Origin of the sequence: Paenibacillus tianjinensis (genome assembly GCF_017086365.1) — a bacterium.
Classification (GTDB): Bacteria; Bacillota; Bacilli; order Paenibacillales; family Paenibacillaceae; genus Paenibacillus_AQ; species Paenibacillus_AQ tianjinensis.
The window spans coordinates 2,245,282-2,269,257 of sequence record NZ_CP070969.1; the positions used below are offsets into that span (position 1 = coordinate 2,245,282).

At 53.1% G+C, this 23,976-nt stretch carries 21 protein-coding genes; 16 read left to right on the top strand and 5 right to left on the bottom strand.

Annotated features, from left to right (window positions below; genetic code table 11):
* Positions 1 to 82 precede the first annotated feature (82 nt).
* From JRJ22_RS09755 to JRJ22_RS09765, 3 genes are read left to right on the top strand one after another with little or no spacing between them, the layout of a single operon-like run.
* Positions 83 to 1,477, top strand: a complete 1,395-nt coding sequence (locus tag JRJ22_RS09755; protein ID WP_206104269.1) for an ammonium transporter — start codon at positions 83 to 85, stop codon at positions 1,475 to 1,477.
* Between the two features lie 41 nt (positions 1,478 to 1,518).
* A complete protein-coding gene (locus JRJ22_RS09760; protein WP_232381176.1) occupies positions 1,519 to 2,592 on the top strand; it encodes a DUF294 nucleotidyltransferase-like domain-containing protein in 1,074 nt (357 codons plus the stop codon).
* Entirely contained in the window at positions 2,589 to 3,338 is a 750-nt protein-coding gene (locus tag JRJ22_RS09765) for an exonuclease domain-containing protein (RefSeq protein ID WP_206104271.1), read from the top strand. Before JRJ22_RS09760 ends, JRJ22_RS09765 begins: the two co-directional genes overlap by 4 nt.
* Here JRJ22_RS09765 and JRJ22_RS09770 read toward each other — a convergent pair.
* Entirely contained in the window at positions 3,320 to 3,796 is a 477-nt protein-coding gene (locus JRJ22_RS09770) for a Mov34/MPN/PAD-1 family protein (RefSeq protein WP_206104272.1), read from the bottom strand. The two genes, JRJ22_RS09765 and JRJ22_RS09770, sit on opposite strands and share 19 nt — an antisense overlap.
* A gap of 137 nt (positions 3,797 to 3,933) precedes the next feature.
* On the opposite strand from JRJ22_RS09770, the gene JRJ22_RS09775 reads away from it, so the two are divergent.
* Positions 3,934 to 4,500, top strand: coding sequence for a TlpA family protein disulfide reductase (locus JRJ22_RS09775; protein ID WP_206104273.1), 567 nt, complete (start codon positions 3,934 to 3,936; stop codon positions 4,498 to 4,500).
* A gap of 95 nt (positions 4,501 to 4,595) precedes the next feature.
* Here the strand turns inward: JRJ22_RS09775 and cimA are convergent, their stop codons facing one another.
* Positions 4,596 to 6,215 (bottom strand): citramalate synthase, encoded by a 1,620-nt coding sequence (gene cimA / locus JRJ22_RS09780; RefSeq protein WP_206104274.1) that lies wholly within the window; start codon positions 6,213 to 6,215, stop codon positions 4,596 to 4,598.
* Positions 6,216 to 6,440: 225 nt separating this feature from the next.
* Here cimA and JRJ22_RS09785 point away from each other — a divergent pair, with 225 nt between their 5' ends.
* The 3 genes from JRJ22_RS09785 to JRJ22_RS09795 all read left to right on the top strand — a co-directional run bounded on the left by JRJ22_RS09785 (position 6,441) and on the right by JRJ22_RS09795 (position 9,760).
* The gene (locus JRJ22_RS09785) at positions 6,441 to 7,733 is read left to right on the top strand and encodes a DNA polymerase IV (protein ID WP_206104275.1); all 1,293 of its coding nucleotides are present in this window, start codon (positions 6,441 to 6,443) and stop codon (positions 7,731 to 7,733) included.
* Between the two features lie 158 nt (positions 7,734 to 7,891).
* Positions 7,892 to 8,134, top strand: coding sequence for a ferredoxin (locus tag JRJ22_RS09790; RefSeq protein WP_054940037.1), 243 nt, complete (start codon positions 7,892 to 7,894; stop codon positions 8,132 to 8,134).
* 180 nt (positions 8,135 to 8,314) lie between these two features.
* Positions 8,315 to 9,760: a L,D-transpeptidase gene (locus tag JRJ22_RS09795; RefSeq protein WP_206104276.1), complete on the top strand. Its 1,446-nt coding sequence runs from the start codon at positions 8,315 to 8,317 to the stop codon at positions 9,758 to 9,760.
* On the opposite strand, the gene JRJ22_RS09800 is transcribed toward JRJ22_RS09795, so the two are convergent.
* Positions 9,757 to 9,894 (bottom strand): hypothetical protein, encoded by a 138-nt coding sequence (locus tag JRJ22_RS09800; RefSeq protein WP_167347608.1) that lies wholly within the window; start codon positions 9,892 to 9,894, stop codon positions 9,757 to 9,759. The two genes, JRJ22_RS09795 and JRJ22_RS09800, sit on opposite strands and share 4 nt — an antisense overlap.
* Before the next feature lie 211 nt (positions 9,895 to 10,105).
* Here JRJ22_RS09800 and JRJ22_RS09805 point away from each other — a divergent pair, with 211 nt between their 5' ends.
* From JRJ22_RS09805 to JRJ22_RS09830, 6 genes are all read left to right on the top strand, one after another.
* Positions 10,106 to 11,200, top strand: coding sequence for a quinone-dependent dihydroorotate dehydrogenase (locus JRJ22_RS09805; protein ID WP_206104277.1), 1,095 nt, complete (start codon positions 10,106 to 10,108; stop codon positions 11,198 to 11,200).
* A gap of 28 nt (positions 11,201 to 11,228) precedes the next feature.
* Complete coding sequence (locus tag JRJ22_RS09810; RefSeq protein ID WP_206105071.1) at positions 11,229 to 12,041, top strand: GTP diphosphokinase; 813 nt, start codon at positions 11,229 to 11,231, stop codon at positions 12,039 to 12,041.
* Entirely contained in the window at positions 12,031 to 12,483 is a 453-nt protein-coding gene (locus JRJ22_RS09815; RefSeq protein WP_206104278.1) for a DUF309 domain-containing protein, read from the top strand. The genes JRJ22_RS09810 and JRJ22_RS09815 overlap by 11 nt, the downstream gene beginning before the upstream one ends.
* Before the next feature lie 98 nt (positions 12,484 to 12,581).
* Complete coding sequence (locus JRJ22_RS09820; protein WP_206104279.1) at positions 12,582 to 14,108, top strand: RsmB/NOP family class I SAM-dependent RNA methyltransferase; 1,527 nt, start codon at positions 12,582 to 12,584, stop codon at positions 14,106 to 14,108.
* A gap of 3 nt (positions 14,109 to 14,111) precedes the next feature.
* Positions 14,112 to 14,876, top strand: a complete 765-nt coding sequence (locus tag JRJ22_RS09825) for a pseudouridine synthase (RefSeq protein ID WP_206104280.1) — start codon at positions 14,112 to 14,114, stop codon at positions 14,874 to 14,876.
* 123 nt (positions 14,877 to 14,999) lie between these two features.
* Entirely contained in the window at positions 15,000 to 15,797 is a 798-nt protein-coding gene (locus tag JRJ22_RS09830; RefSeq protein WP_206104281.1) for a Cof-type HAD-IIB family hydrolase, read from the top strand.
* Between the two features lie 219 nt (positions 15,798 to 16,016).
* Here JRJ22_RS09830 and JRJ22_RS09835 read toward each other — a convergent pair whose 3' ends face one another.
* Both JRJ22_RS09835 and JRJ22_RS09840 read right to left on the bottom strand, forming a co-directional pair.
* Positions 16,017 to 16,106 (bottom strand): YjcZ family sporulation protein, encoded by a 90-nt coding sequence (locus JRJ22_RS09835; protein ID WP_206104282.1) that lies wholly within the window; start codon positions 16,104 to 16,106, stop codon positions 16,017 to 16,019.
* A gap of 106 nt (positions 16,107 to 16,212) precedes the next feature.
* Complete coding sequence (locus JRJ22_RS09840) at positions 16,213 to 17,610, bottom strand: RsmB/NOP family class I SAM-dependent RNA methyltransferase (RefSeq protein WP_206104283.1); 1,398 nt, start codon at positions 17,608 to 17,610, stop codon at positions 16,213 to 16,215.
* A gap of 184 nt (positions 17,611 to 17,794) precedes the next feature.
* Here JRJ22_RS09840 and JRJ22_RS09845 point away from each other — a divergent pair, with 184 nt between their 5' ends.
* The 3 genes from JRJ22_RS09845 to JRJ22_RS09855 are packed head-to-tail and all read left to right on the top strand — an operon-like array spanning position 17,795 to position 23,758.
* Positions 17,795 to 18,931, top strand: a complete 1,137-nt coding sequence (locus JRJ22_RS09845) for a glycosyltransferase family 4 protein (protein WP_206104284.1) — start codon at positions 17,795 to 17,797, stop codon at positions 18,929 to 18,931.
* Positions 18,882 to 20,300, top strand: a complete 1,419-nt coding sequence (locus tag JRJ22_RS09850) for a metallophosphoesterase family protein (RefSeq protein ID WP_332461376.1) — start codon at positions 18,882 to 18,884, stop codon at positions 20,298 to 20,300. The genes JRJ22_RS09845 and JRJ22_RS09850 overlap by 50 nt, the downstream gene beginning before the upstream one ends.
* Positions 20,297 to 23,758: an AAA family ATPase gene (locus JRJ22_RS09855; protein WP_206104285.1), complete on the top strand. Its 3,462-nt coding sequence runs from the start codon at positions 20,297 to 20,299 to the stop codon at positions 23,756 to 23,758. Before JRJ22_RS09850 ends, JRJ22_RS09855 begins: the two co-directional genes overlap by 4 nt.
* The last annotated feature ends 218 nt before the right edge of the window (positions 23,759 to 23,976 follow it).

Genomic DNA, 23,976 nt, shown 5'->3' on the forward strand with positions numbered 1-23,976 from the left:
CAATTTACCTGACTTCTGATTATAATGACATTAAGAGTTTCACGATTTGTTAGAAAATATAACATTGGGGAGTGGGGTTAAGATGAAGAAAAAGATGTTGATGATGTTTCTGGCCATGATCACGCTGATGATCTATCCTGTCAGTGCATTTGCTGCTGATGGACCGGCAACACCGGATTTACAGATCGGTCTGGATACGGCGTTTACGTTTCTGGCATTTATCTTAGTATTCTTTATGCAAGCTGGGTTTGCAATGCTTGAAGCTGGTTCGGTCCGGATGAAGAACGCCGGTCACGTTGCCGGTAAAACGGTACTGACACTGGCAATTGCATGTTTGTGTTTCTGGGCACTCGGCTTCGGTCTAGGCTTTGGTAACGGCAACAGCTTCTTCGGAACTACAGGCTTCTGGTACGGTGGGGATACACAAGCTGCATCGTTTGATAACGCCCTCGGATTCTCCGATGTAACCCTTAACGTTAAATTCCTGTTCCAAATGGCTTTTGCAGCAGTTTCCCTGGCGATCGTATCCGGTGGTATGGCTGAACGTGCTAAGCTGAGCGTATACATTATCTTCGGTATTCTGTTCTCTGTAGTCATCTATCCTGTCGTAGCTCACTGGGTATGGGGCGGCGGCTGGTTGGCTGAACTCAGCATGCAGGATTATGCAGGTTCCACAGTAGTCCATCTTACAGGTGCAACGGCAGCGGTTGTTGCTACAATCTTGCTTAAACCTCGTCTAGGCAAGTTCAACAAAGAAGGTAAACCGGTTATTATTCCAGGCCACAACCAAGTGTTCACCGTACTCGGTGTAATCATCCTCTGGTTCGGCTGGTTCGGATTTAACCCAGGTAGTGCTTTGTCCCCAATGGGCGGGTTCTTCGGACACGTAGCCCTGACAACTAACATTGCTGCGGCTGCCGGGGGTCTGGCTGCATTGATTGCTTCCTGGCTGTACTTTGGCAAGTCTGACATTCCGGCTATGCTGAATGGCGTACTGGCTGCGCTTGTTGCCATCACAGGTGCCTGTGCATATGTACAGCCTTGGGCAGCTATCATCATCGGTCTGGTTGCAGGAGCATTCACATTCATGACCTCGCAATGGCTGGAACGCGCTGGTCTTGATGATCCGATTTATGCCTTCTCTGTTCACGGTATTGCCGGGATGTGGGGCGCATTGTCCACTGGTCTCTTCGCTGATCCGGATCTGATTGAAAAAGGTGCGCTTGTAGGTAAAGCTGGTCTGTTCTATGACGGCGGATTCCACCAGCTCGGCGTTCAGGCGCTTGGTGTAGCCGGCACCTTCGTATTCGTGGCTGTAATGTCCTTCATCATTCTGTATGTAATCAAGCTGGTTATCGGCCTGCGTGTAACAGAAGAGGAAGAATTGATGGGTCTGGATATCAGTGAGCATGGTACTTACGGTTATCCTGAGCAAATGAAACTGATTGCTGAATCGGAATCCAAAACCCGAAAATAACGGATAACATTACTGACGGGGGGGCGGACCGATTGGCTTCGATGGAATTGACAGACTGGAACGAAGATAAGCGATACTTGTCCATCGCAACGGCCGGTTCGCCGCAGGAACTTAAGGGCAGGCGCACGGCCTGCCAGCGAGTACTTCTGGAACAGTTGAACGTTATTCCAATTGAGGAATGGATGGACCGTGTCAACGCGATGCACGATCTGATTGCTAAGACGGCGGTAAACATTTGTGAGGCGCAGATGAAGGAGGCGGGCTACGGCCTGCCTCCCTGCGCCTATTCCTTTATTGTATTTGGCAGCGCTGGCAGACAGGAAGCTACGCTCTGGAGCGACCAGGATAACGGCCTGATTGTAGAAGGAGAACCGGATGACCATAAGAATGCTTATTTCACCACTTTTGGCGGGATGTTGTCCAATGTCCTTGAAGAAGTGGGCTTTGAAAAATGTGAAGGCAAGGTAATGTGCTCTGAGCCGTTATGGAACAAGACACTTCCGGAATGGAAAATGCAGCTGCAGAGCTGGATGGGCCAGATGGAATGGGAACCGATAAGGTATCTTATTATCGCTTCTGATATGAGACATGTAGCGGGAAGTGCTGAGCTATCGGCTGAATGGAGGGAAGCCTTTCATGCCGGCTTTGTGGACAACGAGAAATTGAGTACTGCGGTTCTGCGCAATACCGTACGTCACAAAGCAACGCTTAACCTGCTTGGACAGGTTCTCACAGAACGATTCGGCGATAATGCCGGGGGATTTGATATTAAATATGGTGTCTATATCCCGCTAGTCAATATTGTCAGACATTTAGCGTTATTGCACGGAATTGAGGACAGTTCTACACTCAAAAGAATTGAAAAGCTTAGTGAACTGGACCAATACGAGCATCTTGAAAATATCCGGCGGGCTTTTTTGACGGCGTTGCGGATGCGGGTGAACACACCTTTCGTTGAACGTGATGGTATGTTGTCGAGCAGTGACTATATTTCCGGCAATGCTTTGAAGAATAAGCAGCTCCTGTCCGAGCTGCGTGAAAGTCTGCTGCTGGTCAGACGCTTACACAGGGCTCTGCAGCGTCAGCTCCGGTCAGCGGAAAGGAGGCAGTCATGAAGGAGCCAAACAAAGGCGGAGGATTCTGGAATAATCTGAGGCAAGGCGGAATGCCCTCCGCCATTGCATCGATGAGAGGCGGGGAATCGGCACAGCAAACCGCGCAGCAAATGGCCTTTATCCGATCACTCATGCGCGAGAAGCGGCGACCTGAAGTACTGCATACCCCGCTTTCCGAACTGGAGACGGTCATATTCGATCTGGAAACGACCGGGTTCTCACATCAGCATGGCGATGAAATTATGTCCTTTGGAGCAATCCGGGTAGTCGGTGAAGAAATCAAAGAAGATGAGTGCTTTTACACACTTGTGAATTGCCAGACGTCGATACCGGACAATATTACAAGACTTACTGGAATTTCCGAGGAGATGACATCATCCGCGCCTTCATTGATCGACGGCCTTCATAATTTCATGTCGTTTGTAGGCCAGCGTGTGCTTGTGGCACATGGGAGTGCGCATGACAAAGCCTTTTTAAACGCTGCATTGTGGAAAACCTCAAAGGTACAACTTACCCACAGGGTACTGGACACGATGATGCTGGCCCGCTGGCTGGAGCCGCACCGCAGCAATTATACCTTGGATGAGCTGCTCGCGGTTCATGAAATCCCCATCGAAGGGCGGCATAACGCCCTGGAGGATGCTAAGATGACTGCACGTTTATGGGTGTCTTATCTCAGGGAAATTTCGCAGAAACGCCAGGTGGAGACGCTGGGAGATCTTTATGCTTACTTGAGCAGAGCGTAGAGTCGGGTATGGAGTAATTGCTGGCTTAGACCGCCGTCGGTTCCACGCTGCCGGTCAATAATGAAACCATTTAGTACCGGAAGCTCTGGGTCATCTTTGCCGGGGGAGCCGATCAGATAAACTTTGAATTGCTGACCCAAGGAAGCCAGACCCAGCAGGTCGGCAGCGGATGGCCAGGGTGGTGAGCTTGGATGGGAGTGGAACAGGCCAATGGGTGCCGGGTCGCTGTATAGTCCTTTGACCCATTCCCGAGGGTCGGGAACAAATGCATGCAGCGGGTCAGGCGCTACGTTGCTCATCGGCACATAGCTGCAGATGAGCATGCCCCCCGCTGCGGCAGTGCCCAGCAGTAATCCGCATGCTTCATGCGGAAAGCAGGTCAGCAAGTGCTTCCCCAGCATGAGCTGAACGGAGGAATCCAGTCGAATCGGCGGGGTTGTTCCCTGGTGTGCTGTCAAGTATTTACCCCTCTCTCTTCATAGGATTCCGTCTTAGACGGGATCCTCTTTTTTTATTTTACAGATGGTTTGAAACTGCCTGCATTGAGGGTACAATAGGAGCAACCCATCCCATTTGTAAAGGAACAGACATACTGATGAGAGCTGTTAATAAACGTAATCTAACGGTTGTGGCCCTGATTGTATTTCTGGTTGTGCTTGCGATAGAGCACCGCTTTAAGACGGAGCCGGAGACGGTTCCTGTCATTGAGCAGCAGGCGTCTGCGTCCGCAAGCGGTGCAGGTGCGGGTTTGGCAGCCCCTGCGTTCTCTCTGGAGGACAGTACCGGGAATGTGTATCAAGTGGGCGGCCCCAGGCAGAAGGCGCTTATTGTGAACTTCTGGGCTTCATGGTGCGAACCCTGCCAGCTGGAGGCACCTGAACTGAATAAAATGGCGCTGAAATATAAGGATGTTCTGGATATTTACGGAATCAACGTAACGAGCCAGGATTATAAGCCAAACGCGGAACGGTTCATCAGGAAATATATGCTGGCTTTTCCTGTGATGTTTGATAGTAAAGGCACAGTGTTTGACAAATATCAAGGCCAGGTGTTTCCAACCAATGTGCTGATTGACAAAAATGGTGTGATTGCAGAAGTTGTACTTGGTGCTTTGACAGCTGAGGAGCTGGAAAAGAAGATTATTTCACTTACCGGCTCTTAAGGCGTACGAAAATCTGCCTAAAGCCCCTTTGCGTTCAGGATATCCTGTCTGCAGAGGGGCTTTATGGTGTGTATGCTTGTTCAGAGAAACGAACTTTAGTGGTTAACTAATCCCTTAGGTTCATTGCTGTTCTTTTGCTGATTTTCCAGCGAGATCTGTCCAAGAAGAGCATAACGCATACTGTCAACCAGAGCCTCCCAGCTCGCTTCAATCACATTGCTGGATACCCCTACCGTGCTCCAGGTATGATTGAAGTCTTTGGATTCAATCAAGACCCGTACCTTCGCGGCGGTCTGATCCTGCTCATCGAGTACCCGCACCTTATAGTCGGAGAGGTGCATTTCATCGAGCTGAGGGAAATAGGTCTGCAGCGCTTTACGCAATGCATTATCTAGTGCATTGACAGGTCCATTGCCTTCAGCGGCTGTATACAGACTGTCTCCGCCGACCCGAAGTTTAACAAAGGCTTCGGAGACAACAGGCTGGCCGGCATTTTTTTCAACTAGCATTTTGAAGGATTCGAAAGTGAACAGCTCATTAAGCTCCCCGGTGGCTTCCCGCAGCAGCAGCTCAAGCGAAGCATCTGCACCTTCGAATTGGTACCCCTGATGCTCCAGGTCTTTGATCTTGTCAATGACCTTGCGGGCCTGCTCGCTGGTAGGATCGAGGCTTAGCCCCATATCCAGCGCTTTGGACAGGACATTACTCTGGCCAGCAAGCTCAGAGACAAGTACACGCTGTTTATTGCCGACCAATTCCGGTGCAATATGCTCGTAGGTACGTGAATCACGCAGAATGGCGGAGACATGAATGCCTCCTTTATGGGCAAAAGCGGCGGTTCCGACGTATGGCTGATTCACCGGCATATTTACGTTGGCTACTTCGCTGATATATCTGGCGGTGTTGGTCAGTTGCGGGAGTGAATCGCCAGGGATGCAGTGATAACCCATTTTTAGTTGAAGTGTTGGAATAATAGAGCATAAGTTGGCATTGCCGCAGCGTTCTCCATAGCCGTTAATAGTACCCTGCACCTGACGGGCGCCGGCACTAATTGCACTAAGTGCATTGGCAACTGCAAGTTCGCAGTCGTTATGGGTGTGGATGCCAAGTGATGCGCCGGACAGTTGCCCCGACATTGCCGACACGATGTCATAAACTTCATTAGGGAGTGTGCCGCCGTTCGTATCGCACATCACGAGCCAGTCTGCTCCGGCTTCCCGGGCCTTGGCAAGCACAGCGGCGGCATACTCCGGATTGTTCTTGAAGCCGTCGAAGAAATGCTCAGCATCGAAGATGACCTCGAGGCCTTTATGTTTGAGATAAGCAATGGAATCACCGATCATGGCAAGATTCTCTTCTAAGGTAGTCTGCAGTGCGGTATGCACATGAAAATCCCATGACTTTCCGACTAGAGTAGCCGCAGGCACTCCGGCGTCGATCATTCTTTGCAGATTCTCATCATGCTCAGCAAGGGAGTTTTTGCGGCGAGTGCTGCCGAAAGCAGTGATTTTGGCATTCAGGTACAGTTCCTTGACTCTTTTGAAAAACTCAATGTCTTTATTGTTGCTTCCCGGGATGCCACCTTCAATATAATGCACACCCAGATCATCGAGTTTCTTAGCAATCTTCAGCTTGTCATCTGCCGACAGACTGATGCCCTCGCCTTGGGTGCCGTCGCGCAGTGTCGTATCGAAGATGGAAATGGACTTAGACATAAGAGTCCTCCTAAAAGTTTTGTGAGCATGGCTTCAAAGAACAGCATCGTTCAAAACTGGCTTCGAAAGCATACGTATAAGGTAAATAATTTTTATATTATAGCATTTTTACGCGGGAATGTAACAAAGAACTTTACAGGAAGGTGCTGCTCGGTTGACCTCCCGCCGGCGAAAGAGGTATGCTGAATTTAACAATGGAACCATGAAGATAAGAAGGTAGATATTGTGCAGAACGTGGATCAGTATTACCCGACGAGCGGCAGGGTTATTTTGCATGTGGATATGAACGCTTTTTACTGCTCTGTGCATGAGGCGGAAGATCCTGCTCAATATAAAGGCAAACCGACAGCGGTAGCAGGCAGTGTGGAGCTGCGCAGAGGAATTATCGTCACCTGTTCCTATGCTGCGCGGAAGTACGGAATCTCTACGGGCATGCAGGTGCAAAAGGCACTGCGGATTTATCCCTCATTAATCTTGATTAAACCGGACTTCCACTTGTACCGAAAGTACTCCAATGCATTTATGCAGATTGCCTATAGCTATACTCCGCTGCTTGAAGCAGTTTCAATTGATGAATGTTACCTGGACATCACTGGTTCCCGGCAGTTTGGCACACCTCTGGAGATTGCGGCAGCCATTCAGCGGCGGATTATGGAGGAGCTTGGACTTCCCTGCTCCATCGGTGTTGCCCCAAACAAGCTGCTGGCTAAGATTGCATCCGATTTGAAGAAACCCAATGGCATTACGGTCCTGCGTCTGCGGGATGTGCCGGATATTCTTTGGAACAAGCCCTGCGGGGATATGTTCGGTATCGGCGGCAAAACTGCTGAGAAGCTGCGCAAACTAGGCATCTACAATATAGGCCAGCTGGCGGCAGCCGACGAGAAGTTTCTGGTAGATCACTTTGGTGTTATGGGCTCTTGGCTGAAGCGGGCGGGTAACGGGATTGATTATGGAATAGTGAATCCAGAACGGGAACAGAGCAAGTCGATCGGGCATACGACGACACTGCCTAGAGATGTAGTCGGGCTGGCTGAAGCCAGGCCGATTCTGCTCAACCTCAGTGACCAGGTGGCCCGCCGATTAAGGAAGCAAGGCTTGGTTGCTGCAGGAGTGCAGCTCACAATACGTACACCAGATATGAAGACTATTACCCGCTCCCGCCAGCTTGAGGCTCCCACCGAAAGCGCTGAAGATATCTACAAGGCGGTATGTGAGCAGTTTGCCCGCCACTGGAACAATGAGAAGCCTGTGCGGCTGCTGGGAGTAACCCTGCAAAGCCTTACGGCCAAAGAGGAGTCGGCGATCCAGCTGGATTTGTTTGATTATGAACGCCAGCCGAAAAAGGAATCCTTGAATAAGACCATGGACATGCTGCGCAATAAATTCGGTGAAAATGCCGTTCTTACCGCAGGGATGCTCAGTGACAGCCATTCAGCCCGCTTACGTAATCATAAGGAGCGGGGCACCTCGCTGCAGAAGGACAATCTGCAGAGTGTGGATCCGGATCAAGCCTAATCCATCCTATCCTTGCATAGCAAAACAACCCGCTGATTATGCGGCAATTGTGTAAATGTGTTGAAAATTCATTGAAATTGTATTCTATTTATATTAATATGATTGAAATAACAGGCTGCTACTGCAGGCTGTATTGTTTAACGGGAGGCAGAGATAAAATGGCTAAGTACACTTGGGTCGAAAAAGACACTTGCATCGCTTGCGGTGCGTGTGGCGCAACGGCTCCTGATATTTTTGATTACGATGACGAAGGTTTGGCAGAAGTAATTTATGAGAATGACAGTAACCGCGGTTGTACAGCGATTCCGGATGATCTGTTCGATGATCTTCAGGATTCGGCCGACGGATGCCCAACGGATTCCATTAAAATTGCGGATGCACCTTTCAACAAAGAAGGTTAATCCATTAAGCGGTTAGTTCTCCACTGAATATAAGGATCAGATATAAAGCCTAAGCTTATATTTGATCCTTTTATTTGCATAAAGACATCTCTTCGCCGGCAAAAATTCGGCTGGGATGTCTTTTTTTGATGAACTGGCCGATATAAGGAATATATCAATCAATCACCCGCGGAGGCCCCGATGAAAAATTCGCAGCATCTTAAGGCATATGTCCAAATGCATCCTGATAACAAGATGGCATGGTACTTGCTTGGTAAGGAATACTATAAGAACGGCCAGCAGGGGAAAGCTAATTATTGCTACAATCAGGCAGGAGAAGTATATGAGGCTTTTGAACACAGCAAGGTCCCTGCGGATATGCTGCGTGAATATGAGGATGGGCTGCTGAAAGTGGCGCATGAACGCCATCAGTCCAAGCTGAGGAAGCGTAGGACACTGGTGGCTCTCGTACTGTTGCTGTTAATGTTCCTGCCTCCGGCGGTATCGCCCGAAGCAAACTCCGGGATCACGCTGGAATCCCTGCTGGATGATGGTAAGGACGTTCCTGCACAGCTGGCTGCTGATGCCCAGGAGACGGTTACAGAGGAAGAGCAGCGTGATCAACCGCCAAAGCTGGCCTTTACAGCCCTAGCCGCCGGAGATGCAGCTGCGGCCAGCCAGGCGTTTGCGGGTATTGTGCAGAGCAAGAGTCCGGTAGAGACTGCCATCCTGGGGATGGACCGTTCCGGGAAATGGCTAATATGGAAAAAGAAGCTGCCGCTTACTGCAACTGTGGTGAAGAATGAAAACGGGCGTACCGTCTACCAATCCTATGATCAGGCCCGTTGTGAATGTAAGCCGCCGGAATCCGGGGAGCTGCAGAAGCAGGCGGCGCAATGGCAGGAGCAGCAGGAGCAGTTAGCCGTATTATGGAGCGCAATGCGAGCTTATAAGAGCAGCAAAGGGAAACTGCCTCAATCTCTAAAAGAGCTGACAGGTGCTTTTCCCGGCAATTGGCTTAGCGCGGCTACACCTTTGATGAAGGAGAAATTCGCGTCACTGCGTGCTTCGGCAGCTGATTCCATGTCCAAACAGCAGGCGGGCAGAGCTGACGGGGATTTGAATAAGGAACCGCAAGCAGGAGCCGGGACTGGAGGCGGGGCTGGGGCAGCAGGAGAAACGGCGCAGGAAATCCCTTTTTTCAACGGATCTCTTACTATTATTGTGGATAAACAAAATCACCGTCTGGCAGTTACCAGCGGCTCGGTTATTCTGCGGAACTATGCGGTTGGGCTGGGGGGCGATAAGACTCCTGAAGGGGCTTTTACAATTACAGATAAGGTGGTTAATCCGAATGGCCATGATAACGGGGAGTTTGGCAGCCGGGGCATGCAGCTCTCGGATAGCAATTATGCGATCCACGGCACCAATGAACCGGAAAGCATCGGCAAGGATGAGTCGCTGGGCTGTATCCGCATGAGCCGTAAGGATGTGGAAGAATTATTCGCGCTTGTACCCAGAGGAACGAAGGTGCAGATTAGTAAAGGGGTTTTGCCTGAGGAGCTGCTGGTTCCGGAGGACCGTTTCCCCTCTGGAGCACCTCGAAATCAGACCAACCCCAACAAAGTCTACCACTGGCTGAATTAATTGCCTGCTACAATAAATAGAACAATGATAAGAAGCACCAGCAGGACCAGACTTGCGCTAATCCAAAGGATTGCTTTGCGGTTCACTTCTTCTTTCTTCTGTTGAAGTGTTGGAGGTTTACGTTTAGTTGACATAATTGCCATCCTTCTTTCTCTCTTGATCGGTGATTACCCTTACATTGTAATGGGTTTAGGAGAAAATTACTATACTCTCCACCTCAGCCCGGAAACTCCGCAACCCAAAAAACTTTTCTTTTCCTCCGGAAACGGATAAAATTAAGAAGAATACTAACAGAAACGGGGAGTCGGAGGACGAATCGAGTGATCCCTTGAAGGAGCGAGAACGGTGCTGTATCGACATTTTGGCAAACCTATTTTCTTTAAAATGGACCCGGAGAAGGCACATCATCTCGTCATAGGCGGATTAAACAAATCGGCACTGGTTCCGGGCGGCAGCGCGGCCATGCGTTTGATGTACGGTGTCCCTGAAACCGCGGATATGGCAGTAGATCTGTTCGGCCTGCATTTCCCCACTCCGGTGGGTCTGGCAGCGGGACTGGACAAAAACGCCGAGGCGGTGGGCGGCTTTTCGTCAATCGGCTTCGGATTTATGGAGGTTGGTACGGTAACCCCCAAAGGGCAGCCCGGCAATGACAGTCCGCGGCTGTTCCGTCTTCTTCCAGACGAAGCGCTCATCAACCGGATGGGCTTCAATAATGAAGGTGCGGAGGCGATGGCGGAACGGCTTAAGGTACAGGGGAAACGCAGGATACCTGTAGCGGTCAACATCGGGCGCAACAAAGCCACTCCGAATGAAACGGCGCATGAGGATTACCGCAAGTGTATCCGTACGCTATATCCGTACGGTGATTTTTTTGTGGTCAATATCAGCTCTCCGAATACACCGGATTTGCGCAGTCTTCAGCATGGAAGCGAGCTGTCGAAGCTGCTGGCCGAGGTCAAGGAAGAAATGGCTATCCAGCGGAACAAGAGCGGCATAGCTAAAAGCCTGCTGGTCAAGATTGCTCCTGACGTCAGCGACAGTGAATTGGAATTCATGGTACATACACTTTCGGATGCGGGAGTAGATGGCGTAATTGCCACCAACACGACACTTAGCCGTGAAGGATTGATCAGTGAGAAGGCCGGAGAAACAGGCGGGCTAAGCGGCAAGCCGCTGAGAGACCGTTCTACAGATATTATCCGCAGTATTTACCGCCAGACCGGCGGGAAGCTGCCAATCATTGGCTCGGGCGGGATTTTTAGCAGCCAGGATGCTTATGACAAAATCCGGGCAGGTGCAAGCCTGGTTGAAATTTATACGGCTCTCATCTATGAAGGACCGGAGGTTAACCGCAGACTGCATGCCGGACTCAGGAAGCTGCTGCGGCGGGACGGATTCTCTCATATCCTAGAAGCGGTGGGCGCCGATCATCACTGAAGGATGAATGGACAGGAGGACGAAGGCGATGGACGGCAGGGACTGGGGAACTTTTTTGCTTCCATATGAACAGACTGTGGAGGAACTTAAGGTTAAATTTAAAACAATGCGCTCGGAGCTTAAGAAAAGAGAAGAATATACGCCGATTGAGTTCGTTACAGGACGCGTAAAACGGCTGTCAAGCATACTGGAGAAGGCCCAGCGGCTTAATGTGAAGATGGAGGATCTGGAAACGGGCATTGAAGATATCGCCGGCATACGGATTATGTGCCAGTTCGTTGAAGATATCCGCAGAGTGGCGGAATATATCCGCGCCCGCAAAGATCTTGAAGTGCTGTATGAGAAAGATTACATCACCAATTATAAGGAAAGCGGCTACCGAAGCTTCCATATGATTATTAAATATCCTGTGCAAACTGCTCTGGGACAAAAGATTGTACTTGCCGAAATTCAAATCCGTACACTCGCGATGAATTTCTGGGCAACGATCGAACATTCCCTGAACTATAAATACCGTGAAAGCCTGCCGGATGAAATGCGGATACGCCTGAAAACAGCTGCGGAGGCCGCGTCGATCCTGGATAGTGAAATGTCCAGCATCCGTGAAGAAATTCTGGAAGCACAAAAGACGTTCGAGGAAAACTCGAATATGACCACTCAGGTACTCAAGGCGATTCATCAATTGTATTTCTACCATCTGGTGAATGAGGCGATTGAAAGCCAGGAGCGGTTCAATGTGATCTGGCAGACTCAGGATATGGAAGCTATGAAAGAGCTGCTGGATCATGTGCGGGAGCTGCTCTCAGGAGCGAAAAAGGATAGTCTTCCAGATGGCCTATGAACCGCTGTACCTGGCTTACCTGGTCTACTTCAACCGTGACAGAGATTATTTTGAATGTCATGAGGTGCTTGAAGAGCTGTGGCTGGCGCAGGAACGCAATCCTTTGTACAAAGCCCTTCTACAGGTAGCAGTGGGGCTGTATCATTTCCGTAACAACAATGTCCGCGGCGCAGCGATTATGATGGACCGGGCACATGAAGTGCTTGGAACCTATCCTGGTGATTCCTTGGGTATCGATCTAACTAATCTGGTAAGGGAAGTAAGGGCCTACGCAGAACAATTGAAGGCGTATGAAGCTCAGCCGTTTCTTTATTATGATCTGACCATCGATATTCTGGATCCGGTGCTGGCGGCAGAGGTGAAGCTGGCTGCGGCCGGCATAAAGCCCAACCAGCCCCAAAGGCGAGGGCCAAAGCGGCCGGACAAAGCGCATCGGAAATAAGATGCTGTGATAACGCTACATTATCAGGAGCACCCCGCAGGGGTGTTCCTTGAACTATTATTCCCTAAATTCAGGTAACACAGCAGGAGGACGGCAACATGGCGGCACAACTGCCCAGAACTTTCACGGAACGCATGAGAGAACTGCTGAGAACGGAATATGAGCAATTCGCGGACACCTATAAGGAAACACCTTATGGAGGAATCCGTGTCAATACACTGAAGATTACGGTCCAGGAGCTGCTGGAGCACTCGCCGTTTGAGCTTCAGCCCATTCCCTGGTGTCCTACAGGATTCTATACGGAGGATGGGACAAGACCGGGCAAACATCCCTATTACCATGCCGGGTTATATTACATACAGGAACCGAGCGCGATGGCATCGGTTGAGCTGCTTAATGTACAGCCTGGCGACCGTGTGCTTGATCTGTGTGCCGCTCCAGGCGGTAAATCCACTCAGATTGCCGCCAAGCTGCAGGGCCAGGGGCTGCTCATTAGTAACGATCTTCACCCGGAGCGGACCAAAGCTCTGGCCAAAAATCTGGAGCTGTACGGTGTCAGAAACGGCATTGTGCTGAACGAGAGTCCGGAACGGATTGCCTCAGCTTTCCCGGGTTTTTTCGACCGGATTCTAATCGATGCGCCTTGCTCCGGCGAAGGCATGTTCCGCAAAGACGAAGATATGGTGAAGCAGTGGGAGCCTGGGACACCCCGGAAGTATGCCGATATGCAGCGGGATATTCTTCGCTCGGCCGCAGAAGCATTAACCCCGGGCGGAACGATCGTCTATTCGACCTGCACCTTTGCTCCCGAGGAGAATGAGGGGTCCATTCTGGAGTTTCTCGCCAGCCATCCGCAGTTTACAGCGGTTCCGACCGGGGGGACCGGCAGCTTCTCGCCGGGCCTCGGTGAATTGCCCGAGGCTGCGCGGCTATGGCCGCATAAGGTCAAGGGCGAAGGCCATTTCATGGCGGTGCTCCGCCATGACGGAAGCTCTGCTGTGCAAGGAGATGCCGGGAACGCGGACACCGCGCTCCCGGCTTCCGTGCACAGCAAGGGCAGTAAGACCCCGCAGGCGGCCAAAGTCACAGGCGGCAGAGGGGATGGCGGGCGCGGAGGCAAAGGCGGACGCGCATCCGGCAAAGGCGGCGCAGCGAGGGGACGCGAGCCGCAGGGGACCGGTGAAGAGGCTGCGCTTGCAGCCTATGGCGAGTTCTGCAGAGATCAGCTAGGCTGGCAGCCGGATGGTCATCCGGTGATGTTCGGCGATCACCTGTACATCTCTCCGCTGCCCAAGGAAGCGCTGGATGGATTAAAGACGATCCGCCCCGGCTGGTACGTAGGCCATGTGCGCAGCGGCCGCTTTATACCCGGCCATCCGCTTGCGACTGCGCTGCAGCCGGCTGAATGCTGCCGTAGCCTGTCTCTATCCAGCGGGAACGGCGAAGCGGTGTCTTATCTAAAAGGCGAAACGCTGGCTATTCCTGAGCAGCGCCTGTCCGTGAAGCCCGGAAGTATAAGCAAGGGGTATGTACTTGTCTGTATCGACGGTTTCAGTGCCGGCTGGGCGAAATGGCAGGAAGGTATGCTTAAGAATGAATATCCCGCAGGTTGGAGGTGGACTTAAGGCATGAGCGCACCAGGACATAAGAAACAAAGGATTGATAAAGTGCTGTCCCATATGGGCATTGGCTCCCGCAGTGATATCCGCAAACAGGCGAAGCAGGGGCTAATCACTGTGAACGGTGCTGTGGTCAAAGACAGCGGATTTCATGTGGACCCCTACAAAGACGAGATTGAGGTGGGCGGTGAACCGGTCCGCTACCGTGAATATGTGTATTTGATGATGAACAAGCCGCCCGGCGTCTTGTCTGCCACTGAAGACAAGCGGGACCGGACAGTGCTTGATTTACTAAAGCCGGAGCATGCGCAGTTTGAACCGTTTCCGGTCGGCAGGCTGGACAAGGATACCGTTGGACTACTGCTGCTCACCAATGACGGCAAGCTTGCCCATGAGCTGCTATCCCCGCGCAAGCATGTGCCGAAGACCTATGAGGCAACAGTGGAGGGAGAGGTAGATGCCGCTGATGTCGCGGCGTTTGCAGCCGGTGTCGAGCTGGAGGACGGCTATGTCACACTGCCCGCTCAGTTATCGATTCTCAGCCGTGAACGCGGCAGTAAGACGATCTCGCAGATCTCTCTTACCATTACGGAAGGGAAATTCCATCAGGTAAAGCGGATGTTCATCGCCGTAGGGAAAAAGGTGACTTTTTTGAAGCGGGTATCGATGGGAGAATTAAAGCTGGATGAAAGTCTGCCGCTGGGTGCCTGCCGGGAGTTAACTGCTGCGGAACTGGAATTGCTGACCGGTACAGCAGATGGAGCAGCCGATTAACCGAAGAATTTGGCTAAACGATTATTACAGGCTTAATTAAAGAGCGGTCTCTCGTTGACCGGACTTTGGTAAGCTTGCTTAATATAGCTGTATAGATAAACAGACGGACAAGGATGGTGAGGTATGAAATACAAACTGATTGCATTAGACGTGGATGGAACGCTGCTGAACGATGATCATCACTTAAGTGACGAGAATAAAGAAGCGATTGCCGAGGTTACACAAATGGGCGGACAAATTGTATTATGTACGGGCCGCAGCCCGCAGAATTCAATTCCTTTTATGGAAGAGCTGGGATTGTCCGGGTATGTGCTTGGCCATAATGGCGCGGTGACGGTATCGGTAAGTGATCGCAAAGTGCTTGATCAATACGGCATGGACGGGCGCGGGCTGGACCCGTATATCGAATATTGCCGGAAGCATAATATACATTTCGATGTAAGTACCGCCTTTGAGATGTATGTTGATAATGCGGATAATCTGACCAAGGAAGCTCATTTCATGTATGAGCATTTCCGGATCGTCCCGGCGTCTCTGCCTGGCTGGGAGGAATTCCGCGAACCGATCGTCAAATTCACGGTATTCACGCAAGCAGACACTTTGGATGAAGCAATGCGCGAATGGGGAACCTGGACCCAGCAGTACAACCTCCAACGCAGTGGAGAGTTTTTTGCTGATTTTATGCATCAGGATGCGTCCAAAGGCAATGCGCTGAAGAATCTTGCAGCGAGGCTCGGAATTCAGCGGGAGGAAGTGCTGTCTATCGGGAATTATTATAATGATATTTCCATGCTGACTTACGCGGGTCTTGGAATTGCAATGGAGAATTCACCGCTTGAAGTCAAAGCTGCTGCGGATGCGGTTACGGGTACGAATAACGAACATGGCGTGCGTGACGCACTGTTAAAATATTGCTTATAGCCCTCATATGAGATCGAAGCCAAGCATATAACGGTGCCGGACGGCGCTGTTTATGCTTTTTTGTCATGTGCAGGATTGTTGCAAAAGGGGGATCAACCCGTATTTGTTAAGGGGCTATTCTGAAAATAAAATCCATATGAAAAAAAACAAGCGGCTGTTCCGCCCGGTATAGGGCGGTAAGGCCGCTTGTTGTCACTGTTGCAGTGTCTTCGGATGGAATTAGACAAACAACGAACGCGAAATGATGACTAGCAAAATGAAGAGTACCAAAATCGCACCGGTTGATGTGAAGCCTGGCATTGTACCCATATCTGATTCCTCCCTTAACTCATGTCTAGTTCCCATTGCCGTGCACCCTGGCTGCAGCATCCCTGGGATAATGACATCATATGCGAAGGAAGGCCTTGTGAAATGGTCAGCTGCCTAACCCGCCGTCAAGATGGGCTTTCATGATTCTGAGTCCTTTAGGCAGATGGTTCTTAAGCTGGCCGGAGCTGGCTTTGCCCCAGCTGACCGGCAGCCCCTCTACCGTAACAAGCGTCCAGCCATGCAGCTCTGGCGGAACCGGCAGGCTTTCGCCCCGCAGCCAAGCCTGAATATCCAGGCTGTCCGCAGCCAAATCAAAGCTGCGTGCTGCCTGATCAGGCCTCAGTGCCATTGCCAGGGCATGGGCAGGTTCAATCCGGTTCTTCTTCAGGTGGGCGATATGCAGGCCGGCACGGGGCACCTTGAGACCTTCCAGCAGGCCGGTATGCATACGTTCGCTGAATGACTCCGGCAGCAAGTATAACGATTCCCCGAACAGAAGGGGTACGCCCTGCCCGGTAAACCCGGGAAGCTCGGCCGCGGCCCAGTTCATGAATTGCTGATAAGCATCCCGGACGGAGGATGTGAGCTTGGGACCGCTTTTGCCACGGTCGGCATTTCGTTTGCTGCGGGGGCTTCCGCTGTCGTCATTGGCTGCTTTACGCAGCAACGCTACAAAGTGTCCTTCGCCTTTTTCCAGATGGGGCCAGAGTCTTTTTTGCGTGATGAGCTGCATATCCGGATAAGCTGCTGTAAACCGGGCAAGGGTCTCCTCATTTTCTTGACGGTTGAACGTGCAAGTCGAGTAGGCCATAGTGCCGCCGGGCTTCAGCATAAGGTAAGCATCCTGTAAAATATCCCATTGTCTATCTGCACACATCTTCACATGCTCAGGTGACCATTCGCTGACGGCGTCGGGATCCTTGCGGAACATGCCTTCCCCCGAACAAGGCGCATCGAGCATAATCCGGTCGAAGACCTCCATGAACCGCCGCGACATTTCCCCCGGACTGCTGCTTGTCACCAGTGCGTTGGAAATACCGAGCCGCTCGACATTTTCAGCCAGAATTTTGGCCCGTTCAGGGTGTATCTCATTCGAGACAAGCAGTCCTTGTCCCTGCATTAAAGAAGCGAGATGTGTGGTTTTGCCTCCGGGTGCTGCGGCCAGATCAAGCACGGTTTCACCGGGGAGCGGGGCCAGCAGCTCGGCAGCGGACATTGCAGACGGTTCCTGAATATAATATAATCCGGCCGAATGATAGGGATGTCTGCCCGGCCGGGCAGGATCTTCATAGTAATAGCCTGTGGGGCACCACGGAACCGGCGTCAGGCCAAACAGTGAAATTGCATGTGAAGCAGGACCGCTGCCGGGAGCAGCTTTTAAAGTATTTAACCGCAAGCCTTGAGTCCTCGGCATATTATAGCTGTGCAGAAAAGCGTCCGCCTCCTGCCCCAGCATCTCTTTCATGGCAGTGGTATAAGCGGCGGGCAGCCGTTCTTCCTTCATAATTCATTCTCCTCTAGTTAATTTCAAAACAGGCTCAGGTGTTCTTATTCCTTGCTGTTTCAGGTGGATACCGATAAAATCAAGGTATGGGACCTAAGCGTGCCTGTAAATGTACATATATACAACTATATCATAATTGCCGGGTCTCACCGTAATCAGGGCAATCGAAAAGGGGATGTACCTTATGAATTTGCTGCAAGCGCTATTCTTCCCGCCGGAGCAGCCCGGTGGCGTATCTTCTATGATCCCTTATCTGCAGGAGCGGTTCCGTTCCAGCCGCTGGGATATGGATTTATTCTGGCTGCCCAAGCGAATTCGGGGCAAGGGACGCGAAGAGATTGTCTTTGATACATTTGACTGGACTTTATACGGCGAAAGTCCGGTTGTGCAAAAATATATTCAGACCTACCGCGATTATATCTGGTGGACGAAGCTGCGGATGAACAAGCAATATGATCTGATCCATGCCCATCATCCGATTGCCGGCCTGGCGATGAAAAAAATCTATCCGGACATTCCACTCATTCAAACGCTGCATTCCAGCTATGAACGTGAGCTGATTTTGAATGGTGTGATTGAAGAGGGCGGGGTGGAGCATCAGTTTCTGGTGTCCATTTACCGCGAGCTGGAGCATGCCAGTGACCGTCTGATGACGGTATCACGCTCGTTCGCCGACTATTTAGCGCCTTATATTGATCATCCTGATCAGATCAGCATTATTCCCAACGGTTTTGATGAAAAAAGATTTAAACCGGTGCCGCATGACAACAGCATTCCGCAACTTGTGACAGTCACCCGCCTGGTGCCGGCGAAAGGGATTGATACCTTATTTAGAGCCTGTGCAGAGCTGAAAAACCGCGGCCACGAATATGTGCTGCATATTATCGGGGACGGACCTTCACGGGCTGAGCTGGAGCTGCTCGCACAGGAGCTCGGAATTTATAATGAAACTATTTTTTACGGGTATACGCTGCATCCGGAAGAGTTTATGCCGTTCTTTGATATCTTTGTTTTGCCATCGCGCGCGGAAGCGTTCGGTTCGGTGTTTGCGGAAGCTGCGCTTAGCTGTCTTGCTCTGGTAGGCACGAATGTAGGCGGGATTCCTGAACAGATTGAGGACGGGGTGAACGGCCTGCTGGTGAATCCGGATGACCAGATGGCGCTTGCGGATGCGCTGGAAAAGGTGATTACGGATCCGGGCTACCGCTATGAGCTGTCTAGATCTGCATGGGATAAAGCGAAGAGCCTCTATTCTCTGACCCGTGTCGCCAATGAGCTCAAGAAAACCTATTTACAGTATCAGCCGGGAACGAAAGGGTGAGCAGATGATTCCTTTCCGTTTTCTGCATGCTGCGGATCTGCATCTGGACAGCCGGTTTACCGGACTTTCGCAGCTTCCGCAAGCCATACGCTCCTATTTACGGGATTCCACCTTCGCCGCCCTCGGGCGGCTTGTTGGCGTAGCTATTGAGGAGAAAGTTGATTTCGTTGTGATCAGCGGCGATGTATATGATGTTTCCGACGCATCACTGCAGGGCCAGCTGCGTTTTTATGAGGCGCTGAGGGATCTGGGTGCCCACGGCATCCATGTCTATTTCATTCATGGCAATCATGATCCGCTCGATGGACCCCGCCTGCAAATGGAGCTGCCGGAGCATGTGACTGTGTTCGGTGCCGGTGAGCCGGGACAAGCAGTTGCCTGCCGCCGCAGCGATGGCAGAGAGGTTGCTGTAATCAGCGGTATTTCTTATCCCACCGCTAAGGTGACGGAGAATACGGCACTGCTGTTCAACCGCAAGCCGGGGAGTACCTTGTTTCATATCGCTTTACTCCACGGAAATGTGGATGGTGATCTGCAGCATGAAACCTATTCACCGTGCAGCCGCAAGGATCTGATCGGACGCGGATTCGATTATTGGGCGCTGGGCCATATCCATAAACGCAGCATTCTGCACGAGAATCCTGTAATCGTCTATCCGGGCAATATCCAAGGGCGCAGCGTCAAGGAGACCGGCCCTAAAGGCTGCTATGTTGTTGAAGTGAATGAAGAGGGGTATGCGCAGCTCCGGTTCCGTGAACTCGATTCTGTCCGCTGGCAGGTGCGGGAGATTCCGATTGAAGGCCTGGCGGACGAAGCGGAATGGACACAGGCTGTGGAACAGGCGGTGGAAGATATCCGGGAAGAGCTTCCGCAGCTGATGTCTGTCGTGCGCTTCCGGCTCACCGGCAGGGGAAAGGTGCACCGGATGCTTTCGGAAAAAGGAGCTGCAGCCGATCTGCTTACCGAGCTGCAGCGGCGGGAAACTGTCCGAGCCGAACGCAGGGAGTATGCCGGACTCGTCTGGACCGAAGGTTTCGCGGTGGAAACCGGCCTGGCGGTTGACCGGGAACGATTGCTTCAGGAGGACAGCTTCCTCGGTGAAATGTTGCGGCTCTCCAGACTTAGCGGACAATCTGCGGAAGGGCTGGATGATCTGCTCTCTGCTGCGCTCAAGCCGCTGATGGAGAACCGGGAGCTGCGCAGGCTGCTCGCAGGCGCCGGGGAAGAAGAGAAACTGGGGTGGCTGACCAGTGCTGCGGAGCTCGGTATTACCCTGCTTAGCGGTGTGGAGGACGAGGATGGGACAGCAGGAGCCATGTTCTCCAATGGAGCGGCTGCTGCCAGGCAAGAGCGGGAGGCTGAAGAATGAGGATTGAGCAGTTGCAGATCGGCGGCTTTGGCCGCCTGCAGCAGCGGGAGCTCGGGCTGCAGGAGGGCGTTACTGTCCTATATGGGCGCAATGAAGCCGGCAAAAGCACGACGCTGCAGTTTATCCGGGCCATGCTGTTCGGAATTCCCAGCAGGGCCAATCCGGCGGAGAGATATGAGCCTGCACAAGGCGGGCAGCATGGGGGTGTACTGACCGCATACGACCGGGAAGGGGCGCGCTGGATGATCCGCCGCTATGCTGCTGGCGGAGAACTGCAGGGGCGGAGCGAAAAATTGAGCATTACCGTCAGCTATCCCGATGGCAGAACGGAAGAAGCGACACAGGAAGAGCTGGAGCGGCGGCTTCTGGGTGGGATCTCACGAAGTATGTTCCGCCAGCTGTTCGCCGTGTCGCTTGACGAGCTGCAGGAGCTCGGTGCGCTGCAGTCCGAGGAGATGAGCAGCTATTTGTTCCATGCCGGTATGGGCGGGGGCGGGGAAATTATGCGGGCTGAGCGTAAGCTTATCCAGGATGCAGAGAAGCTGTATAAGCCGCGGGGCAAGGTACAGGAGGCAGCAAAGATTCTGCAGCAAATCGAGAAGCTGGAGCGCGAGATGGCAGAAAGCCGCTCTTTTCTGCCGAGATATAACGAGAATTTGGCCGCACTTGAATTGACGGAACAGAAATTGATGCAGCTGGAGGCATCCCGCACGGGAGCCGGCAACAGGCTGGCGTTGCTGCGCAAAGCAGCAGATATCCGTGAGCTGTGGCTGAAATGGCGTGAGGCCCGCCTCGAGCTTGCCGATCTGCCGGTGATCGAGTCTTTCCCGGATAACGGGATGGCTCGGTGGCAGACGCTGGAGGGGGAGATCCGGAATGCAGAAAGTGCAGTATACCGGCTTAAACGCCTGCAAGACGAGCTTTCGGCCGAGCTTGCAGCGCATCCGCCGGACGAGCTGCTTGCTGCGCAGGGTCCGGTGCTAGAGCAGTTGGATCGCCGCCAGTCCAGCTATGAGGACCGGCGAGCCGAGCGCCAGCGGCTGGAAGCCGAGCTTGCCTCACAGCAGGCACACCTGGAACGCATCCTGCGCAGCATCGGTGCTGGCTGGGGACCGGCGGAGCTTACCGGCTTCTCCGGCTCAGCAGCGGACCGTGAAGCAGCTCGGCGCTTCGCTGCGGCCTTCTCCGGCTACGACCGGCGGATGGAGGCCCGGGAGGCGGAGCGGCAAAGCCTCCGCTCCCGGATGGCCGCCGCTGCTGCCGCGCTGCAGGCGGCGGAACGCTCGCTTGCGCGCGAGCACACAAGCGGCGCAGCCAGCTTCGCGGGCCTCGCTCCGCGCAGCCCGCGCGAAGTGCTGCAGCTGTGGGACGAGCTGCAGCAGGCCGCCGAGCGCTGGCGCGAAGCGCAGCTCGGCGCAGGTGCCGGCGCCGGCCGCAGCCCCGGCGCAGGAGACCGCCGGGCGGCACGCTACCGGCGGCTGCTTGCCGCAGGCGCAGCGCTCACGCTGCTGCTGCCGGCGGCGCTGCAGCTGACCGGCGCGGCGCCGGTCAGCGTCTGGTCCGCGCTCGGCCTGCTGGCCGCCGCGGACCTGGCCCTGTGGGCCGGCCTGCGCGCAGCCGGCCGGGCTTCGTCCCCGCCGGGAACTGGCGGGGACAGCGGGGCAGCCGCAGCTGAGATGCTGCGGCTGCGGGGGCTTTTGCTCTCCGGCGCGGAGCCGGAGGGCGGACTGAGCCGGCCGGGACGCAGGCCGGCGGGTGGCGCCAGCCCTGATGCCAGCGGGCTGGAGGCCGGGATGAAAGAGCTGCGCCGCCTGATGGAAGCATGGAACGCTTGGCGGCAACGGATGGACCGGCTGTCCGGCGAACATGAGTCCTGCCGGACTGAAGCAGAGGCGCTCGCCGGGCAAGAGCGCGCACTGGCCGAAGAGCTGAACCGTGCCGAGGCTGAGTTCACGGAGCTGGACGAACGATATGCTGAGTGGCTCCGACAGCGCAGCCTGCCGGAGGGCTTGTCGCCGGAAGGCCTGCCTGATATTTTTGCACTGGTTGAGCAGGGCAACGATCTGCTCCGCCAGCATAGCAAGCTGACTCAGCGGCTCAAAGAGCTGGAGGCGGAATGCGGCGCTTATGAGCAGGAAGCCATGTTGCTGATGCAGCAGGCCGGAATGACAGCTGCCAGCCGTTCAACTACTCCAGGCAGATCAGCGAGCGCAGCTGGTATTGTTCCAGCATCTATCCGTCCGGACATTCCGTCACATGCAGCAGTTAATGAACCGGCATCAGCTATTCGGAATCGTCCGGCAACCCCGGAGGTAACCGCTACTCCTGCACTTCCATTAGCTGAGATTCCTACTGTTCATGTGCTGGAATTCTCTAACAGTACAACTATAGCTTCGATCACTGCGGATACTGGCCAGGGGAATTCCAATTTTAACTCGCTTGAAGCTGAAAGTAATCCTGTAGTCTCTGTATTCACGCTGCTTAGCTGGCTTGAGAACCGGAAGCGGGATTGGGATTCGTTGAAGCGTGTACTGCTGCGCCGGGAGGGTATCCATACCCGGTTGGCAGAGGTGCAGGTAGAACTTGCGGAGAACAGCCGGATCCTGGAGGATTTGAAGCAGCGCAGCAGCAGTCTGCTGCGTGAAGGAGGAGCCGTGGACGGTGAAGATTTTCTGCGGCGTTCGTCGGCGGTACAGCTCCGGGTCGAACTGACAAAATCTATCCGTCAATGGGAACTGGCGATGTTCGGCGGCTGGGAGGGCGGCGGGGCTGAACAGCTGCAGCAGCTTCTGGAGCATCATGATGCCTTTGCGCTGGAACAGGAACGGTCCGCCGCGGAAGATACGGCGGCTAACATTGAAGAAGAACGGAATATGCTCCTGCAGCAGCGGGGTAAGCTGATGCAGGAACGGGAATATTTGAAGGACCGCTGTATGCAGGATACCGTCAATCAGCAGCTGGAGGAACAGCGGACCGCGTTGCGGAGTCTGGCCGGGCAATATGCGGTAAACGCTTTGGCTGCAGAATTGATCGGCCGGACTAGACGGATTTATGAGCAGGAGAAGCAGCCGCAAGTGCTGCAGCTCGCCTCTGCCTACTTCGCGAAGCTGACGCAAGGGGAATACCGGCGGATTGTAATGACACTCGGGCATAAGGAGCTAAAAGCGGAGCATGCTTCCTTAGGGCTTATAGACAGCGGGCTGCTTAGCCGGGGTACTGCGGAACAGCTCTACCTCGCCATCCGGTTGGCCCTAGCCGGGACAATGACCCGTCAGAATAGCCTGCCTCTCCTCTTCGATGATCTGTTCGTCAATTTTGATGAACAACGTCTGTTTGCAGCATTGGCTCTAATCGGTGAGCTGTCGGCCACCCGGCAAATCGTAATGATGACCTGCCACCGCCATGTAGCCGAAGCAGCTGCACGGATTCTTCCCGCTGCTGCGGTAATCACAGTATAAAGGAGCAAGCATAGGCAGAGGGTTCTCCCAGGAACCGTTACCCTATCCGTGAGTATCCGTGAGACAGTGTTCTGTTCCAAGGCCGTTGCCTCTTGCTTTTTTGCTGTTCCAGAAATTTTCATTTTAATCTGCTGTGAATACTATAGCTATAAGGATTGTAAGAGTGTTTTTGTCTTCTGGACAAAGTTATTCTGGAAAATTGGAAGAAGTCTTTCTAT

Coding starts and splice junctions, on each gene's coding strand:
- JRJ22_RS09775 (WP_206104273.1), top strand. CDS start 3,934: ATGAGAGCTGTTAATAAACGTAATCTAACGGTTGTGGCCCTGATTGTA.
- JRJ22_RS09800 (WP_167347608.1), bottom strand. CDS start 9,894: ATGTCAACTAAACGTAAACCTCCAACACTTCAACAGAAGAAAGAAGAA.
- JRJ22_RS09815 (WP_206104278.1), top strand. CDS start 12,031: ATGGCCTATGAACCGCTGTACCTGGCTTACCTGGTCTACTTCAACCGT.
- JRJ22_RS09760 (WP_232381176.1), top strand. CDS start 1,519: ATGGAATTGACAGACTGGAACGAAGATAAGCGATACTTGTCCATCGCA.
- JRJ22_RS09825 (WP_206104280.1), top strand. CDS start 14,112: ATGAGCGCACCAGGACATAAGAAACAAAGGATTGATAAAGTGCTGTCC.
- cimA (WP_206104274.1), bottom strand. CDS start 6,215: ATGTCTAAGTCCATTTCCATCTTCGATACGACACTGCGCGACGGCACC.
- JRJ22_RS09820 (WP_206104279.1), top strand. CDS start 12,582: ATGGCGGCACAACTGCCCAGAACTTTCACGGAACGCATGAGAGAACTG.
- JRJ22_RS09835 (WP_206104282.1), bottom strand. CDS start 16,106: ATGGGTACAATGCCAGGCTTCACATCAACCGGTGCGATTTTGGTACTC.
- JRJ22_RS09855 (WP_206104285.1), top strand. CDS start 20,297: ATGAGGATTGAGCAGTTGCAGATCGGCGGCTTTGGCCGCCTGCAGCAG.
- JRJ22_RS09755 (WP_206104269.1), top strand. CDS start 83: ATGAAGAAAAAGATGTTGATGATGTTTCTGGCCATGATCACGCTGATG.
- JRJ22_RS09840 (WP_206104283.1), bottom strand. CDS start 17,610: ATGAAGGAAGAACGGCTGCCCGCCGCTTATACCACTGCCATGAAAGAG.
- JRJ22_RS09850 (WP_332461376.1), top strand. CDS start 18,882: ATGAGCTCAAGAAAACCTATTTACAGTATCAGCCGGGAACGAAAGGGT.
- JRJ22_RS09795 (WP_206104276.1), top strand. CDS start 8,315: ATGAAAAATTCGCAGCATCTTAAGGCATATGTCCAAATGCATCCTGAT.
- JRJ22_RS09765 (WP_206104271.1), top strand. CDS start 2,589: ATGAAGGAGCCAAACAAAGGCGGAGGATTCTGGAATAATCTGAGGCAA.
- JRJ22_RS09845 (WP_206104284.1), top strand. CDS start 17,795: ATGAATTTGCTGCAAGCGCTATTCTTCCCGCCGGAGCAGCCCGGTGGC.
- JRJ22_RS09830 (WP_206104281.1), top strand. CDS start 15,000: ATGAAATACAAACTGATTGCATTAGACGTGGATGGAACGCTGCTGAAC.
- JRJ22_RS09810 (WP_206105071.1), top strand. CDS start 11,229: ATGGACGGCAGGGACTGGGGAACTTTTTTGCTTCCATATGAACAGACT.
- JRJ22_RS09790 (WP_054940037.1), top strand. CDS start 7,892: ATGGCTAAGTACACTTGGGTCGAAAAAGACACTTGCATCGCTTGCGGT.